The sequence below is a fragment of the Terasakiella sp. SH-1 genome, from assembly GCF_004564135.1.
Taxonomy (GTDB): Bacteria; Pseudomonadota; Alphaproteobacteria; order Rhodospirillales; family Terasakiellaceae; genus Terasakiella.
Genome location: NZ_CP038255.1, coordinates 1022739 through 1040499 on the forward strand (window position 1 = coordinate 1022739; position 17761 = coordinate 1040499).

General features: G+C 48.7%; 11 protein-coding genes. 7 read left to right on the forward strand and 4 right to left on the reverse strand.

The genetic code is table 11. From position 1 onward, the window contains the following. Positions 1 to 49: 49 nt before the first annotated feature. Together E4K71_RS04715 and E4K71_RS04720 are read right to left on the reverse strand one after the other, a co-directional pair. Complete coding sequence (locus E4K71_RS04715; protein ID WP_135077256.1) at positions 50 to 535, reverse strand: YchJ family protein; 486 nt, start codon at positions 533 to 535, stop codon at positions 50 to 52. Between the two features lie 126 nt (positions 536 to 661). Next, positions 662 to 4711, reverse strand: coding sequence for a cadherin-like domain-containing protein (locus tag E4K71_RS04720; RefSeq protein ID WP_135077258.1), 4050 nt, complete (start codon positions 4709 to 4711; stop codon positions 662 to 664). A gap of 378 nt (positions 4712 to 5089) precedes the next feature. Between E4K71_RS04720 and E4K71_RS04725 the strand changes: the two genes are divergently transcribed. From E4K71_RS04725 to rnd, 6 genes are all read left to right on the forward strand, one after another. Continuing rightward, a complete protein-coding gene (locus tag E4K71_RS04725) occupies positions 5090 to 6772 on the forward strand; it encodes an ABC transporter transmembrane domain-containing protein (RefSeq protein WP_206201956.1) in 1683 nt (560 codons plus the stop codon). Next, positions 6769 to 8964 carry a peptidase domain-containing ABC transporter gene (locus tag E4K71_RS04730; protein ID WP_135077262.1) on the forward strand — a complete coding sequence of 732 codons (2196 nt, stop codon included), beginning with the start codon at positions 6769 to 6771 and terminating at the stop codon, positions 8962 to 8964. Before E4K71_RS04725 ends, E4K71_RS04730 begins: the two co-directional genes overlap by 4 nt. Continuing rightward, a complete protein-coding gene (locus E4K71_RS04735) occupies positions 8961 to 10325 on the forward strand; it encodes an HlyD family type I secretion periplasmic adaptor subunit (protein ID WP_135077264.1) in 1365 nt (454 codons plus the stop codon). The genes E4K71_RS04730 and E4K71_RS04735 overlap by 4 nt, the downstream gene beginning before the upstream one ends. Positions 10326 to 10370: 45 nt before the next feature. After that, the gene (locus tag E4K71_RS04740; protein ID WP_135077266.1) at positions 10371 to 11651 is read left to right on the forward strand and encodes a DUF2336 domain-containing protein; all 1281 of its coding nucleotides are present in this window, start codon (positions 10371 to 10373) and stop codon (positions 11649 to 11651) included. Between the two features lie 12 nt (positions 11652 to 11663). Further along, positions 11664 to 12008, forward strand: a complete 345-nt coding sequence (locus E4K71_RS04745; protein WP_135077268.1) for a LysR family transcriptional regulator — start codon at positions 11664 to 11666, stop codon at positions 12006 to 12008. Positions 12009 to 12176: 168 nt separating this feature from the next. Continuing rightward, positions 12177 to 13334 (forward strand): ribonuclease D, encoded by a 1158-nt coding sequence (rnd, locus tag E4K71_RS04750; protein ID WP_135077270.1) that lies wholly within the window; start codon positions 12177 to 12179, stop codon positions 13332 to 13334. 90 nt (positions 13335 to 13424) lie between these two features. Here rnd and E4K71_RS04755 read toward each other — a convergent pair whose 3' ends face one another. Together E4K71_RS04755 and E4K71_RS04760 are read right to left on the reverse strand one after the other, a co-directional pair. Continuing rightward, complete coding sequence (locus tag E4K71_RS04755) at positions 13425 to 14918, reverse strand: Ppx/GppA family phosphatase (protein WP_135077272.1); 1494 nt, start codon at positions 14916 to 14918, stop codon at positions 13425 to 13427. Positions 14919 to 14927: 9 nt separating this feature from the next. Beyond that, positions 14928 to 17087, reverse strand: a complete 2160-nt coding sequence (locus E4K71_RS04760) for an RNA degradosome polyphosphate kinase (RefSeq protein WP_135077274.1) — start codon at positions 17085 to 17087, stop codon at positions 14928 to 14930. 161 nt (positions 17088 to 17248) lie between these two features. On the opposite strand from E4K71_RS04760, the gene E4K71_RS04765 reads away from it, so the two are divergent. Continuing rightward, positions 17249 to 17761, forward strand: coding sequence for a histidine phosphatase family protein (locus E4K71_RS04765; RefSeq protein ID WP_135077276.1), 513 nt, complete (start codon positions 17249 to 17251; stop codon positions 17759 to 17761).

Sequence of the window (17761 nt, forward strand, 5' to 3'; positions counted from 1 at the left end):
CCTTTTGTCTGCCTGTTTTATAAGCTATATTCTGGCATATGTTGTGGAACTATGCACCACAGCATTTTTTATATTTTTTACCAGAACCACACGTGCAAGGGTCATTGCGCCCCACTTTGTTGGCGACAATGCGTTGTTCCTGTGCCGGGTTGATCACACCGTCTTCATAATACCAGCGGCCTTCAACTTTTTTGAAAGAGCTACGCTCGTGATGAACCTGCTGCTGGCCGTTCATTTTAAAATAGGCACGAAACTCAACAATTCCAGTCTCATCTGTTTCCTGACCTGCTTCGGTCTTGACGATTTCCAGCTTGTTCCATTTGGCAGAACTCGCCCATTGTTCAGTTTCTGTCGCGTCATAGTCTTTTTTGCTGGCTTCTGTCAGCGTGTCGGACAAATAAGCCATTTTCCCTTTTTCAAAGGCGCAGTAGCGCGAGCGCATCAGCTTTTCTGCGGTTGGTGCGGCTTCGCCGTCATGGAAAGGCTCACAGCAGTTGGCATATTCAATTTTTGATCCGCAAGGGCACAGTGACATGGTTTAATCGTCCTATATGTGAAAGTTATGTTGAACAGGTGATCTCATTTGAAGGACAGCTTGTCAATACGAGAAAAGCCCTTCACACAGGGTAAAGGGCTTTCTGTCAGTTTTTGGGTCAGGCTCTTACCATTCGAAACGTTCAATCCCGTCAAAGGTAAGTTCACTGCCATCAGAGAAAGTGATCGTCCCGTCTGAATCTTGTGATAGTTCGATATAGCCATCAGCCTGATTTTCGATAGAGCCGCTGTTTAAGGTCAGGGTCCATTCATTTTCAGCTACAGCGGTGCCGTCTTCGTTGACCAGCTCAACCGTATCCATCCAGCTGCCGCCATCGCCACCAGAGATGATGTCATCGCCCGATCCGCCGCCAAAGTGGAACAGGTCGGTGCCATCACCGCCATCAATAACATCATCGCCGGCCCCACCTGTGATGTCGTCATCGCCATCACCGCCAACGATGATATCGTCACCAGTCCCACCGCTAAGGGTGTCATTTCCATCATTCCCGGAGATCACATCATCATTGCTGGTGCCAGTTACAGTTCCTGCCTCGTCATTATCGCTGAGTGTCACCGTGGCATCTTGGACCCATTCATTATTGATATCCTGATAATCGCCATTGGCTTGCATAGCAGCCGTATCAAGCACCTGTTCAGATGATGTATCATAAATCAGTGTGCTATCGCCTGTGCTTCCATCGGCAAATTTAACGGCTTCAAAATTATTCAGGGTGACATTCATGTTGCCGGGGCCTGTGATTTGTCCCCCCAGTATTCCTGAGTTATCTGTCAGCCCCGATAGGTCATAATCGGCTTGATTACCCGGCAGGGATAGAACATCGCCTCCGCTTCCCCCTGTGATATTAACGTTGTCGCCGGGGTCTTTTTCAAAGATAACGACATTATTGCCGTCACCAACATTTAACGTCAGGTCACTGGCATTGTTTTTCACGACAAAAATATCATCGGTGTTATCCAGATCAAAGGTCGACTTGTTGATGTTCATAAAGACCATGTCACCAGTTGTATGGTTATTGCCGTTGGCAGCTTCAATGGCTTCGGCTGTGGAATTAACATCCAGATTGTTGGCGTTACGCCCGCCACCACTATAGGACCAGTCTTTGGCTGTCTGGGTGGTCACGGTTTTATAAATTGGGGTGGCGGAAACGGTGACTGTATCGCCCACATTATCCAGTTCATTTACGGCAATTGTTCCGGTGCCCGGTGTTGTGGTCGTGCCATCAGAGACATCATAAGTCAGGTTGATATCGCCGCTGAAATCCGCACTTGGCTGGAAGGTCCATGTGCCATCATTGTTATTGGTCAGGGAACCACCACTGGCTTGCAGGTTTTGCACGGACAGACTGTCGCCATCTACATCGCTTGCTTTGGCGAGGAGCTGGGCTTCGGTGATGGTGAGGGATGAATCTTCATCTGTGTTAAAAGACGTTGCGCCAGAAACAACGGGAGCATCATTTACCGCATTAACGGTGACAGTTGCATTGGCTGTATTTGTTGTTGTGCCGTCAGAAACAGTATACTGGAATGTCTCAGACCCATTATAATCAGCATCTCCGGTAAAGCTGACAGTTCCATCTGCATTCAGTGTCACCTGCCCATTGCCGACATCCACCGTATCACCTGCGGAGACATTTTGTCCGTCAATCTGTGTAATCGTTAGGCTGTCCCCGTCAATATCGCTATCGTTGGAGGTGAGGTTCATTTTAACTGAACTATCCTCATTGACGCTGGCGCTATCGTTCACCGCCGTCGGCCCATCATTCACCGCAGAAACCGTGACGGTGGCATCAGCTGTTGTGGTCGCGGTGCCGTCAGAGACGGTATATTGGAAAGTCTCAGACCCATTATAGTTGGCATCCGGTGTAAAGGTGACGGTGCCATTGGCGTTCAGGGTGACAGAGCCATTATCCACATTGACCGATCCACCAACCGAGATATTCTGCCCATCAATCTGTGTGATGGTCAGGCTATCGCCGTCGATATCGCTGTCGTTGGTCAGCAGGTTGAGGGTAACGGCATTATCTTCTGTGGTGGTGCCTGTATCATTGACCGCCGTCGGCCCATCATTCACAGCGGAGACTGTGACCGTAGCATCGGCTGTTGTGGTGGCCGTGCCGTCAGAGACGGTATATTGGAAGGTCTCGGATCCATTATAGTTGGCATCTGGTGTAAAGGTGACGGTGCCATTGGCGTTCAGGGTGACAGAGCCATTATCCACATTGACCGATCCACCAATCGAGATATTCTGCCCATCAATCTGGGTGATGGTCAGGCTGTCGCCGTCGATATCGCTGTCGTTGGTCAGCAGGTTGAGGGTAACGGCATTATCTTCTGTGGTGGTGCCTGTATCATTGACCGCCGTCGGCCCATCATTCACCGCAGAAACGGTGACCGTGGCATCGGCTGTTGTGGTGGCCGTGCCGTCAGAGACGGTATATTGGAAGGTCTCAGACCCATTATAGTTGGCATCCGGCGTAAAGGTCACAGTGCCATTGGCGTTCAGGGTAACAGAGCCATTATCCACATTGACCGATCCACCAACCGAGATGTTCTGCCCATCAATCTGGGTGATGGTCAGGCTGTCACCGTCGATATCGCTGTCATTGGCAAGCAGGTTGAGGGTGACAGCGTTGTCTTCTGTTGTCGAGCCTGTATCATTTGTGGTGTCTGGTGCATCATTGACGGCACCCACAGAGATATTGCCTGTGGCCGCTGTTGTGGTTGTGCCATCAGACACATCATAAGACAGGCTGATTTGACCGTTAAAGCCACTGGCAGGCTGGAAGGTCCATGTGCCGTCATTATTATCTGTTAGATTGCCGCCGCTGGCAGACAGGTTTTGTACGGAAAGACTATCGCCATCTACGTCAGAAGAATTGGCAAGTAATTGTGCTTCTGTGATGGTCAGTGAGCCGTCTTCATTCACGCGGAAGCCTGTAGCGCCAGAGACATCTGGAGCATCGTTGACGGCCGTGACATCAATGACGCCTGCCGCCGTATCGCTCAGGCTACCATCGGTGACATCGTAACTGAGGTTGATATCACCGTTGAAGTCGGCAGCAGGGGTAAAGGTCCATGTACCATCGTTATTATCGACCAGTGTGCCGCCATCAACACTGAGATTTGAAACGCTTAGGTTATCGCCATCTACATCAGAAGAATTGGCAAGTAATTGGGCCTGTGTAATGGTGATGGTGCCGTCTTCACTCATGGTGAAGCTGGTATCAGCCCCTGCGTCTGGTGCATCATTGACGGCTGTGACCTGAATGGTGCCTCCCGCCGGTGTCACAGTGGTGCCGTCGCTGACATTATAGCTTAGATCAATGTCACCATTGAAATCAGCAGCAGGCTGGAAGGTCCATGTGCCGTCGTTATTGTCGGTGAGCGTCCCGCCTGTGGCTGTTAGCCCTGTGATCGACAGGGTATCTCCATCCGCATCAGAGGAATTGGCCAGTAACTGGGCTTCTGTAATGGTGATGGTGCCGTCTTCATTTACCGTAAAACTTGTTGGGCCAGAGACTTCTGGGGCATCGTTTATATCTTCAATAGCTTCAGTAAGGATGAGGTCTTCTACAGGCGTTGTGGTTAGAGAAGAGTTTTCTTCTGATTCTGTTGTATCCGCTTCTGTGTCGGAGTCTTCAAGGAGGGGGAGAAGGTCGACTTGTAACTGGAAGGTCTCAACGGTTGTGGGGTTGATTGCGATGGCAACGTCGCTTGCTTCATCTGTTTCAATTGTGATGGACCCATCTTCCTGAACAGTGCCCGTGGAAACTTCGACCCCTTCTGGAAGGTTGCGCAGGATGATTTGTTCACCAGCTTCTGTTTGATAGGGGGAAAGATCAAGTTGCAGGAGAATGAGCTTGTCATTGGCGGCGGCTTCTTGAAGGGTTGCTTGGTCTACCCTTACGTGAAGCCTTTGGATTTCAATAGACTCTTCTGCGAATTCAGCTGAATCTTTCAGGGCAATTTCCTGTGCCAGACGGGCCTTGTCTTTATCGTTGGCAATGTGGGTTGCTTGCAGGGTCAGGTCGCTTTCCTGTTCAATTTCAAAGTTACTGACTTCGACAACTTGATTGGAAAGCCCTTCCTGCTGCCCCATATTTTCCAGATCGAACATTTCGATACTGCTTTTTGTACCTGCTTTGACTTCCATTGCTCTCACCCTCGGTGCTGAATGCGTATGTAATGCGCCTGATACACATCATTTTGTTGATATTCAGAATTTGGCTTAATTTAACATTTTTACAACCTTGTCGCCCGTGAAATGCAGCTTCTGAGAAAATAAGATTTTTTAAAATTATCTATTTTAGTTTATCTTATAAAGGTATTACGTAATCATACTTAATTCTTATGTTTAGTTTAGTTGCTATACTGAGGAATTAGTTACTCTTTTTTAACGAACTTAGGGGTAGTCTGTTACGTAGTAAAAAAGGGTGTTGATCCAGAATCTGTAACGTCGTTCAAATAAAGAAAAACATAAATGGTGAAAAAAAAGCCAAATAACCGGTTTGTCCGACCGATGCACCGTGTCATGTTCAGTCGCACAGAAGTAATGGTTGCCTCTTTGGCAATTAACCTGCTGACACTGGCATTGCCACTGGTCGTGCTGCAGGTCTATGACCGGATTATTCCTAGTAATTCAACGGATACCTTCACTTTTATGGTGATTGGTCTGGTATGTGTGGTTTTGCTGGATGGGGCGCTCAGGATTTTGCGTACCTATGCCATTACCTGGGCGGGAACACGTTTTGAACATGCGGCTTCCATTCGCGCCTGTGATGTTTTTCTGGGATCTGAGATCCAGGACTATGAAAAAACACCCCCTGGTGTACAGATGGAACGCTATAGCGGGGTTGAAGCCTTGCGTGATCATCAGTCAGGTCAGGGGCTGATCAGCTATACTGAGCTTCCTTTTGCTATTTTATTTGTCGCCCTGATCGCCCTGATCGGTGGCCCGTTGGTGATTGCACCGATTGTGGTGTGTGTGATTGCGATCATCTTTGCCATTTGGCTGGGCTATAATATTGATAGTATCATTCGTCGGCGTAACAAGCTGGATGATGATCGCTATAACTTTATCTTTCAGGTTCTAAACGGTATCCATACGGTCAAAGGGCTGGGGATGGAGGCCAAGATGTGCCGCCATTACCAGCATCTCCACGCCCCTGTGGCGCAGGTGATGGAAAAGCTGGTGTTTTATTCCTCCCTCGGTCAATCAGTTGGGGCGATCCTGAGTAACTTTGCCATGGTTTCTGTGGCTTTGCTGGGCAGTGTTTTTGTGATTCAGGGGAGCCTGACGGGTGGCTCACTGATGGCTTGTACGCTGCTGGGGGGACGGGCCATTCAGCCGTTGATCCGTATGATCGGGGTTTGGGTGCAGTATCGCTCCATTAAAATGTCTCATGAACGGTTGAGTTCGCTAGGCCAGATCAAACAGGAAAATAATTCAGAAGAGCATGTTGCCAACACACCTGTGTTGCAAGGTGATATTAAATTTGATGATGCAACGATTTATCAGGTTAATACAGGGGTGCCGATCTTTCAGGGGCTGAACTTGCATATCAAGGCAGGTGAAATTATTGCGATCCTGGGGCAAGTCGGCGGGGGGAAATCGTCCCTGTTGGAAGCCATCGCCGGGTTTATTCCAGTGTGTGAGGGCAAGCTGCTTTATGATGATGTGGATTCACAGGAGTTAAGCTATCGCCAATTGCGCACGCAGATGGGCTATGTTCGCCAAAACGCTCCCTTGTTTAGAGGAAGCTTGCGTGAAAACCTGACGAAATTTCGGGGCAATGAATATCTGCCCCCGGCGTTGGAAGTCGCCGATAAATTGGGGCTGACAGAAATTGTTGCAGCCATGCCCAAAGGGCTGGATACCCCCGTCGGTGAATCAGCCGCAGAAGGTCTATCAGGTTCTGTACAGCAGATGGTGAGCTTGACCCTGACTTTTGCAGATAAGCCGAAAATTTTATTGTTGGATGAAGCCAATACGGCACTGGATGGGGATGCAGATCGGCGTTTGCGTGAATATCTGGAAACCCTGAAAGGTGAGACAACCATTTTAATGATTACGGAACGCCCCTCTCTCATCAATATTGCAGATCGGGTGCTGGACGCTTCACATGGGGTGGTTAAACCTGTGGAATGGGAAGGGTTCGGTCCAAAGAAAACCGTAAAACCCGTTGCTGAAAGACAGATGGAGAAACAGGCATGACCAAGAAAATTGTTCTCCATCAACCGCCACCGAAGAACCCCGTGCGCTTGTGGCGCAAGGCGGTGTTTAATTATACAGGGGCCGAAGAACTGGACCCGGTTCTGGCTGCTTTGATCGGTTTGTTTGATGCCATGGACTGGAAAGGCTCCCCTCATCGTTTTGTTGAGGCCCTTCCTTATGATGCCACCGATTTAACAGTGCATGATTTACGTGATATTTTGTTGCGAGTTGGCTTTAAAACCATTCGTCTGAAAACACGTAATGACAAGCTGTCAGCACGTTTGTGCCCGTGTGTCTTACATGCCAAAGGGAAATATTACGTTGCCAAAAAAGACGAAAATGGTCAAATCGTTGCTGTTGATACACAAACAGATGAAGTAAGACCATTGCGTTCGGTTCATGCCGGGACATTTTACGTTATTGAAAGTATTGACCGGGAAAATCATGGCAATGAAGATCGTTCGGCTCTTTGGTTCAGGAACCTGTTTTTACAGTTCAAGCCATTGATCATGAAATCTTTTGTGGTCAGCTTTTTTGTGAACCTGATGGCCTTGACGATCCCGTTGGCAATCATGATGATTTATGATCAGGTGATTGCCAAAGAATCAATTGAGACACTCTATTATGTCGCCAGTGGGGTAGGGATTGCCCTTGGTTTTGAATTGATCATGCGTATTATCCGGGCCAAGGAACAAGCCTATATCGGGGCACGCTTTGATTATCTGGTCACAACTCGTGTGTTTGAACAGATTTTGCATTTGCCCCCGGTCTTTACCGAACGTGCCCCGGTGGGGGGACAGGTTTCGCGTATTCGAAGCTTTGAATCCCTGCGTGAAATTTTTACAGGGTCGTTGGCCAATACGGTTTTAGACCTGCCATTTGTTGTTTTATTTATTAGCGTGATTGGCTTTATTGCCGGGCCGATGGTGGTTGTGCCGTTGGTGTTGGCGGCCCTTTATGCCGTTATGGGCGGGGTTGTCATGCCTGAAATTCGTGCCAGAACCAAGGATGCGGCAGAAGTTCGTTCAAAACGTTATACGTTTCTGGTGGAAATGTTATGGCAGATGCGTCAGGTCAAACAACGCTGTAGTGAAGAACGCTGGAAAAAGCGTTTTCGTGAATTTTCCGGTGAAGCTGCCTGGGCGAACCTTCAAGTCACCCGTTTGCAAGGCAATGTGCAAAATGTGGCTCAAACCTTGATGATGGCATCAGGGGTGGCGACGCTTATTTTTGGGGTGCAAGGTGTTATGGCCGGGGATATCAGCCTTGGTGCGTTGGTGGCAACCATGATGTTGGTCTGGCGTATTTTGTCGCCTTTGCAGGCATTGTTTAATGTTTCGAACCGGATTGAGCAGATGCAAAATGGTATTTTGCAGCTGAAAAGTATTTTGAATTTTGCCCCGGAACAGGAGCCGGGGGATACACCGCATACCAATGTGTCTTTTAAAGGGGCAATTGAATTTAACCGGGTGAGTATGCGTTATAAAACAGATTCAAACCCGGCCATGCTGGGCGTTAGTTTTAAGATTAAACCCGGTGAAATGATTGCGGTGACGGGACATTCAGGGTCGGGTAAAACAACCTTGGCGAAATTGATCTTGGGGCTTTATCGACCACAGGCTGGGGCTGTGACTATGGATGGGGTGGATATTCGCCAATTACGGCCAATTACTTTGCGCCAGACCCTTGCGTATGTCCCTCAAAGTAACCATGTTTTCCCTGGGACTCTTTATGAGAATCTGACTTTATCAGACCCAACTGTCAGTTTTGCTCAAGTTCGTAAAGCCTGTCGTCAGGCTGGCATTCTGGATACGATTGAAGCCTTGCCAGATGGTTTTGACACGGAATTTAAAGAGGGGCTGGAAACACAAATTCCACAAAACTTCTTGCGTAAAATTGCCTTGGGTCGCGCCTTTTTGCGCAAAGCCCCTGTCCTGATCCTGGATGAACCTGCGGGGTCTATGGACGAAAAAGATGAAGCCACCTTCATAGAGGCGCTGGAACGTGTACGCGGGACACAAACCATTATCATGATTACACAGCGCCCGTCGCATATGCGGTTATGTGACCGTTTGATGGTGCTGAAAGAAGGTCAAATCGACATGTTGGGTAAACCCAATGAGGTTTTGGACAAAATGTTTGCAAGACCCAAAGCCAAACCTCAGCCCAAGGTGCAAGGAACACAAGCATGAGACAGAAGCACAGCAACGTTGTAAATGAAGTTCTTTCCAAGAAGCGCAATGTGCCTCGCGAGCAGTTGAAGCTCCTTTCCCACGAAGCTATGCTGGAAGAGGCTGGCCCGTCACGGGCGGCTTCTGGCTTAATCCTGCTGATTACCGCCTTGTTGGCGTCTTCTGTGGTCTGGTCCCATTTTGTGGAAATCAAGACATCTGCGACAACCGAAGGAACGGTGATCCCATCTGGGGATAAGCGCGTGGTGCAGCATTTGGAAGGCGGCATTGTTAAATCCATTTTGGTTCGTGATGGTGATGTGGTGAAAAAGGACCAGCCCTTGTTGGTGTTTGAACCAACCTTGCGTACCGCAGAATTAAATCAGATCAGGGCACGCGAGGCTGCTTTGGCGATTAAGTTACAGCGACTGCGTGCCTTTATTGATGGGGCAGAACCTGATTATGCAGCCTTTATGGAAGAATACCCCCAGCTTGTTGAAGAAAGTAAGTTTAACCTGAAAGGGGTGCGTGCCCGTATTGAAGGGGAGAAAACGGTTCTTCAGTCCCAGATTGATCAACAGCGTAAATCCGTTGAAAATTACGCCAAGCAGATTGGGAGCCTGAAAAAACAGTCCAAGCTGTTAAAGCAGGCAGTGACCATGCGTCAGAAACTGTTTAAATCAGGTCATGGCTCGCGGGTGAATTTGATCAATGCGGAATTGGATTTTGCCAAGAACAAAGGCGCGATTACCGAGGCTGAGGTCTCTCGCGAACAGGCACTAGCCAGTATTGAAGAAACCCAAAACCAGATTTTGGAGGTTGATGTACAGGAGCGCGGTAAGGCACTGGATGAACTGGATAGTGTGTCTGGTCAATTGGCCGAAGTGCGCGAAAACATTGCCCGCCTTGAAGATAAAGTGACCCGCCTGCAAATTATCAGCCCGGTTGATGGCGTGGTGCACGGTCTGGAAATCAATACACCAGGGGCGGTGGTCGAACCTGCTCAAGTCGTGATGGAAATTATTCCGGCTGATGAACAGGTCATTATTGAAAATAAAATCCAGCCCAGTGATATCGGCCATATGGAAGTGGGGCAGGAAACCACGGTGACAGTGACAGGGTTTGATGCGCGCCGATATGGCACCATGAAAGGGGAATTGGTTAAGTTTTCCCCGACGACCTTTATGGATGAAGAAGGGAACCCTTTTTTCCGTGGTCATATTCAGCTCAAGGAAGAACACTTGCTTGCTAATGGTGTAGAGCATAAAATTGTACCCGGTATGACTGTGCAGGCAAATATTGTAACCGGAGAGCAAACATTGCTGGAATATCTAACGCGCCCCGTTTATGTATCCTTACTTAATGCTTTTCGTGAAAGATAAGGGTATGTTATTACTTGTAAAAATAAGTATGGAGTTCCCCCTTAAGTGTTTGATTGGTTAAAAGGCAAGCGCGACAAGCGTCCCTCTTATGAAGAGGCTAAAACCATCGCTCAAAATGGTGATGTGGATGCGCGTCGTGATCTGGCAGCGCTGACTGATCTTGAGCCGGAGCTGCTCTATTTCTTTGCTACAGATAAAAACGCAGATGTGCGTCGTGCTGTTGCTGAAAATCAGGCTGCTCCTGTCCATGCCAAGGCCCTCTTGAGTAAAGATGAAGACCGTCAGGTGCGTGAAACGCTGGCAAGTCGTATTACGGAATTAACCCCGGCCTTGGATCAGGATGCATCCTCGCGGGCCAGTGAGCTGGTGTTGGGGGTGATTAAAGATCTGGCGAATGATCAGCTGGTTGAAATTCGCGCGATTTTGTCTGATGAAGTTAAACAGCTGGAAAATATCCCGCAGGAAACGGCGTCTAAGTTGGCGCGTGATATTGATGCCTCTGTATCTTCGCCCATGTTGGAATTTTCACCTCTCTTGGATGATGAACAACTTGTTCAAATTATTTCTGAATCCATTCAGGATGAGGCGCTAACTGCGATTGCCAGACGGAATAATCTTGGTGAAAATGTTGCCCATGCGGTTGCCGAAACAGAAAGTGGTGAAGCGGTTCAGGCCCTGTTGGAAAACCAGTCGGCTAATATCGCGGATAACACTTTGACCTTTATTTCTGAAAAGGCAGAAGATCATGAAAACTGGCATGGTCCTTTGATCAACCGGGATCGTCTGCCAGATCAGGCCATTCAAAATGTGGCGCAATATGTGACGACAAATCTGGTCAACCAGATGATTGCCAAACATCAGCTGCCTAATGATGTGGTGAAAGATTTGCGCCGCACGGTCTTTGATCGTTTGAACAAAGTGCGCAGCCGTTATGCCAAACATTATGCGGAAGACCGTGTTTTATTGGCAGAAGAAGACGACAATGTACGTCGCCAACTGGAAAACTCGCTGACCGAGCTGGGCTTTATTGATATTCGTTCCGTTGGGGACGGGGAAACAGCCATGCGGGTTTTTGAGGCCGAACGCACGCCTGTGAAATTGATGATCTGTTCTGACAATCTGGAAGATATGGAAGGTCAGGAAATTCTTGAAGAAGTCCGTGATCTGGATGAAGAACTTCCCTTTATGTTGTTGTCTGGAAAAAATGATGAAGACGCTATTATGGAAGCGAAGCGTTACGGCGTGAACGAATATATCCTGAAACCTTATAGCGATGAGGACCTAATGAAACGGGTTGAAAACATTTATCGCAAAAAGGGCTATTAAGGGGCTGTTGTAGTGACGACTTCAACCAAGTTGCGTATTCGAATTGCTTTTCCAAATGGTCACATCGGACCGGGCAAAATTGCTTTGCTGGAACAGGTTGAAAAAATTGGCTCTATCAGTGGGGCAGCCAAGGAAATGGGCATGACCTACCGTCGGGCGTGGCATCTTCTGGAAACCGTGCAAAGTGTGTTGAACGAAGATGTGATTGAAACCTCTGTCGGTGGGAAAAAGGGCGGCGGGGCACAATTGACCCCGGTGGGCAAAGAATTGATCACCCTTTATCGTCAGGCCGAAGAAGGCGCCAGCCAGGGGGCCGCTCCCTTGTTAGAGAAAATGGACAGCCTGTTAAAAGTCTGATTTCACCCGTGGGGTGAAAAGCAGCTGGGAATTAATCCGTATTTTTAAACGTTTATTCTATTCACGAAAGCGTGTATAGCTAAGGGCATTGCGGCGAATTTCATGCCTGATCCAGCTTTATTTTCAGCGTCGTTAAACATATTAAATGAATAGGTTCTGATCCTCTCCATGCAAATGATTACAGATACATCAACCCTTGCGGCGTTTTGTGACAGTCTGGCGGGCGAAAGTTTCGTCACTGTTGATACGGAATTTATGCGTGAAAAAACATACTGGCCTAAATTGTGTCTTGTGCAGTTAGGCGGCAGTGAAGAAGCCCGTTGTGTGGATGTATTGGCAAGCGGGATTGATTTGACGCCGTTGTTTGACCTGTTGGCGAACCCGGATGTATTGAAGGTCTTTCACGCTGCGCGTCAGGATGTGGAGATTTTCGTTAAATTGACCGGGCAAACGCCACAACCCATGTTTGATACGCAGGTTGCAGCCATGGTCTGTGGTTTTGGTGAATCTGTCGGTTATGAAACGCTGGTCAACAATATTTGCCGTAAAACTCTGGATAAAGGCTCGCGCTTTACTGACTGGAGCAAACGCCCGTTAACAGAGCGTCAGGTGACGTATGCTCTTGGGGATGTGACTTATTTGCGTGAGATTTACAGCTATCTGAGTGACAAGCTGGAAGCAAATAATCGTGCAAGCTGGCTTGACGAAGAAATGACGACGCTGACAAGTGTCGATACCTATATTATTGATCCCCAAGTGGTCTGGAAGAGACTGAAAGCACGTACCAAAAGCAGCAAGGTTCTGGCTGTATTGCGCGGTGTTGCCGCATGGCGTGAAAATGAAGCCCAACGCAAGGATATGCCGCGCAATCGTGTGATCCGCGATGATGCCATTATTGATATTGCCCATCAGTGTCCTAAGGATGCCGAAGCACTGGAACGGGTACGGGGGTTAAACAGGTCCATTGCCAACGGTCGTTATGGCAAGGAAATTCTTGAAGCTATTCACGCTGCCTTGGCCCTTGATCCCAGTGAATACCCCAAGCCACCCGCCAAAAAAGATTTACCCAAAGGTTTGGGACCGGTTGTGGATTTGTTGAAGGTTCTGTTGAAATATAAATCTGAACGCTTCGACGTCGCCCAAAAGCTGATTGCCAATGCGCAGGACTTGGAACAGTTGGCCGCTTATGGCGAAGAAGCCGATATCGCCTGTATGAAAGGCTGGCGTCGCGAATTGTTTGGCGATGATGGGCTAAAGCTAAAGGCAGGTGGTTTGGCCTTGGCGGTAAAAGGCAAGAATATCAAGGTCATTGATCTGGAAGAATAGGATCAGCTGTCGTCCTCGCGTATGCGGGGACCTTTTTCTGATTGGACGAAGTTTCCCAATCAAGTTGGGAATGACGGTTTCAGTTGGGTTTTACCCATGTTCCAAGCGGCCACTTAGGCCCATATGTTTGGCAACGGTCTGGACCCGTTTGGCAACCGCTTCCCCCAGAAAGATATCTTGGCCCTCCGCTAAAGACAGGATCAATTCACCACCGCGTACTTCCAGATGGGTTTGTTCAAGTAAATGCGGTGCCCCGCTTGCCAGCGTATGGGCAAGACGCAGGGCTGCGCCAACGGTTTTGGTCCAGATTGCATCGTCATCATTGAGGAAGGTGCGCAAGGGCTTGGCAATACGGGCCTTAAAATCCCCTTTATAACGGCTATAGACGCAAGCCCCCATCAAAGCGCGATCATGGTGGGAGAGACCGGCGACAGGCAGGCGCAAAACACGCAAAAAACCATGATCTGCACGATAATCAGGATGTTCTGCCCAGGCAATATCATGAAGCAGGCAGGCAGCGTGGCGCAGGTTCTTTTGTTTATTGCTTTCATCGGGGAAAAGCGGGCTCATCCAGTCATAGACTTCTTCTCCCTGCTGGCCAAAACGTCCTTCGCGTTTAACCAAATTTATACAGGAGCTGATCAGCGGGTCTTGCTGTTTTACCGCGTCATCAAGGGATAGGAAGAACTGGCCTTCGCGCATACTATAACCGGAAAAAACCAGATGAGACGGCTGCACTATTTCCAGAACCTCCTGAAGCAAAGCAATGGCGGCAGGCAGGGTTTCCAGACGTTTTTTTGAGACGTCCGGGACTTTATGTAATTCTTCTGCGCTGAGTTCAGCCAGCTTTTGCAGAAGTGCACTTGCCTCTTCAAATTCCAAGGTGAAGTTATCAATCACATGTAAGGGGTAATCCGTTTGATGCATGATCAGGCGGGCAACCGCACGCAATGAGCCACCGACCGCATAAAATGGGCGGGCTTCCATTTCTTTGATCCAGTTCAGTGGGGACAGCTTTTCATGGATAAATGTGCGCATGGCTGCAATGGTGTTACGCTCATTGTCAGAAATACGCAAATGGCCCAGTGGGGTGGTATCATGTTTGGCAAAGGTCCCGTGATCAAGGCCAACAAGATCAAAGCTTGCACCGCCCATATCGCCAAGAAGCCCATCGGCTTGGGGCAAACCGCTTAGGATACCGTATGCAGCCAGTTTGGCTTCTTCTTCCCCACTGATGACACGAATGTCAGCATCAAAGCGTTTTTTGATTTCAGCGACAAAGGCAGGGCCATCCTTGGCCTCACGCACCGCTGCGGTGGCGAGCAGGCTGACATGATCCACATGCATGACCTCTAGCAGCTTCATAAAACGGTTTAGGGTTTCATACGCCAGTTCGACCCCTTCGGGATTTAACAATCCGGTTTCATCAATCCCTTTGCCCAGACGGCATTGAACTTTTTCATTAAAGACGGGCAGGGGAATACGCGCTGGACCGTGAAAGACAACAAGGCGTACGGTATTGGACCCGATATCAACAATAGCGGTAAGCTTTCCGGTGGCATCGGGTCCAATGAAATGATACATGCGCGTTTCTTAGTCCAACATTAGCTTTTTCAGGCTGGTGCCTTTTTTCTTCAGGGCAGACCCACGGCCAGACAGGCTGGGGTTCGTCATGAAATAGGTATGACAGGAGAAGGCATCTTCACCATTTGTCACGCGATCAAAGGAACCATCGGCTTTCAGGACCCAGCTTTGTGCCTCATCCTTTAAGTTGGCAACCATGATCTGATCTAGGATTTGGCGATGAACCGTATCTGTTTCAATAGGAATAAGTGTTTCAACACGACGATCCAGATTGCGTGGCATCCAGTCCGCCGAAGAAATATAAATCTTTGCCTTGGAATTAGGCAGCTTGCCACCATTGCCAAAACAGACAATACGGGAATGTTCAAGGAAACGACCAACAATGGATTTGACCCGGATGTTTTCTGATAGCCCCGGTACCCCCGGACGCAGACAGCAAATTCCGCGAATGACCAGATCAACCTGAACACCTGCCTGAGAGGCTTCGTAAAGGGCATCAATAATTTTGGGGTCCACAACCGAATTCATTTTCGCCCAGACATGGGCAGGCTTTTTCGCCTTGGCATTTTTGATTTCGTTCTTAATGCCGTCAATGATGGTATCGCGCAAGGTCAGCGGCGAATATTCCATCTTTTCCATTTTTTCCGGTTCAGCATATCCTGTCATATAGTTAAACAGCTTGGTCGCATCGCGACACAGGGCCGGGTCACAGGAGAAGAAGGACAGGTCGGTATAAATTTTGGCCGTAATAGGGTGATAGTTCCCGGTACCAAGGTGAACGTAAGAGCGCAGTTTTTCCCCTTCACGACGCACAACAAGGTTGATCTTGGCATGGGTCTTTTTATCGACAAAGCCATAGACCACTTGTGCACCGGCACGTTCCAGATCACGCGCCCAGCGGATGTTGGCTTCTTCATCAAAACGCGCTTTTAATTCGACCATAGCCGTTACAGATTTTCCAGCTTCTGCCGCTTCGATCAGGGCCTTAATAATCGGGGAGTTGTTGGATGTGCGATAAAGCGTTTGTTTAATCGCGACAACTTCTGGGTCACGGGCAGCTTGAAGAACAAACTGCACAACCGCATCGAAGCTTTCATAGGGGTGATGCACGACGAAATCTTTTTTGCGAATGGCGGCAAAACAGTCCCCACCGAAATCGCGGATACGTTCAGGGAAACGAACATTATAGGGGCGGAATTGTAAATCGGCGCGTTCATCACAGATCAATTCCTTGATATCAGCCAGACCCAGCAGGCCATCCAGCACGAAACAGTCTGCTCTATCCACATCCAGTTCTTCAATCACCAGATCACGCAGTTCAGCAGGCATACCTGCATCAATAGACAGCCGAATGACGGATCCGCGACGACGGCGTTTCAGTGCCGTTTCAAAGGTGCGGACCAAATCTTCGGCTTCTTCGTCGATTTCCATTTCACTATCACGAATGATTTTGAACAGACCGGAAGAAGAAACCGTGTAGTTCGGGAACAGCCGATCAAGGAACAGGCGGATGACTTCTTCAATCGGCATGAAACGGATGGTTTTACCGTAATCGGGCAGGCGCACAAAACGCGGCAGCATTTGCGGCAGCGGGACAAGCGCTTTAAGGGGCTGCTGATCAATGGTGGATTCCAGCCCAAACATCATGGCTAGCCCCAGGTTTGGAATAAACGGGAAGGGGTGGGCCGGGTCAATTGCCAGCGGGGTCAGGGACGGGAAAATCTGATGGATGAAATGTTCCTCCAGCCAGCCGATATCGCGTTTGGGGATATCTTCGCATTTTAAGACCTTAATGCCTTCTTTCAGCAAGAGGGCGCGAAGGGCGCGGTAGCGTTCTTGTTGACCTGTTACCAGTTTATCTGCGGCCTCATGAATTTGTTCCAGCTGTTGGGCGGGGCTGAGGCCATCATAGCTGAGTGTTTTGACCCCGGCGTGAACCTGACCGTTCAAACCGGCCACGCGGACCATGTAAAATTCATCAAGGTTGGCTGCTGAAATAGACAGGAAACGCAGGCGTTCCAAAAGCGGATGATGTTCGTTGTCGGCTTCATCTAAAACCCGTGTGTTGAAGGATAGCCAGGAAAGTTCACGGTTAATAAACCGTTCCGGTGAATCCATCGGAATAGAAGGAGGTGCGACTTTTTTTTGTGTTTGTTGCTGTGTTGCCATGTCAATCATCTCCAATGCAGGTTTTAGGGTCAGGACGAATGTTGAATTTATAGTCTATAGAAGGGACTGAGGGAAATGTTTAGCGGGGAAATAGCTGAAAAAGATGAAACTTTTATGATGGTTCGCTATGATTGTAACGTAACGAAGGAGATATCGCTGAAATGAAGCAGCTTTTGCTTTTACGTCATGCCAAATCCAGCTGGTCTGATCCGGCTTTGGTTGATTTTGATCGCCCTTTAAATCATCGTGGGCGTAAGGCCGCGCAGGATATGGCAGTTTTTCTGTCTCAAGAAAGGCCCCTACCGGATACGATTCTCTGTTCAACGGCACAACGTACCCGCCAAACTCTCATGGCGTTGCTGGATATTTATTGCCATCCCATCCAGATTGAAATGAGGCGCGATTTATATCATGCAGAAGATCAGGTGATTTTGAATATGATCCAAGGGGTGAAGCATGACCCTGAGGTCTTGATGATGATTGGTCATAATCCGGGATTGGAAGATGTTGCACATTTGCTCTGTCATCAGGGAGACGCAGAAGCCTTGCGCGAGATGTGTTTGAAATTTCCAACAGCGGCTTGTGCCCATATCCGTTTTGATGTGGAACAATGGCGCGATATCACCGCGCAAAGCGGTCAGCTTAAAAGCTTTATCAAACCACGTGACTTGTAA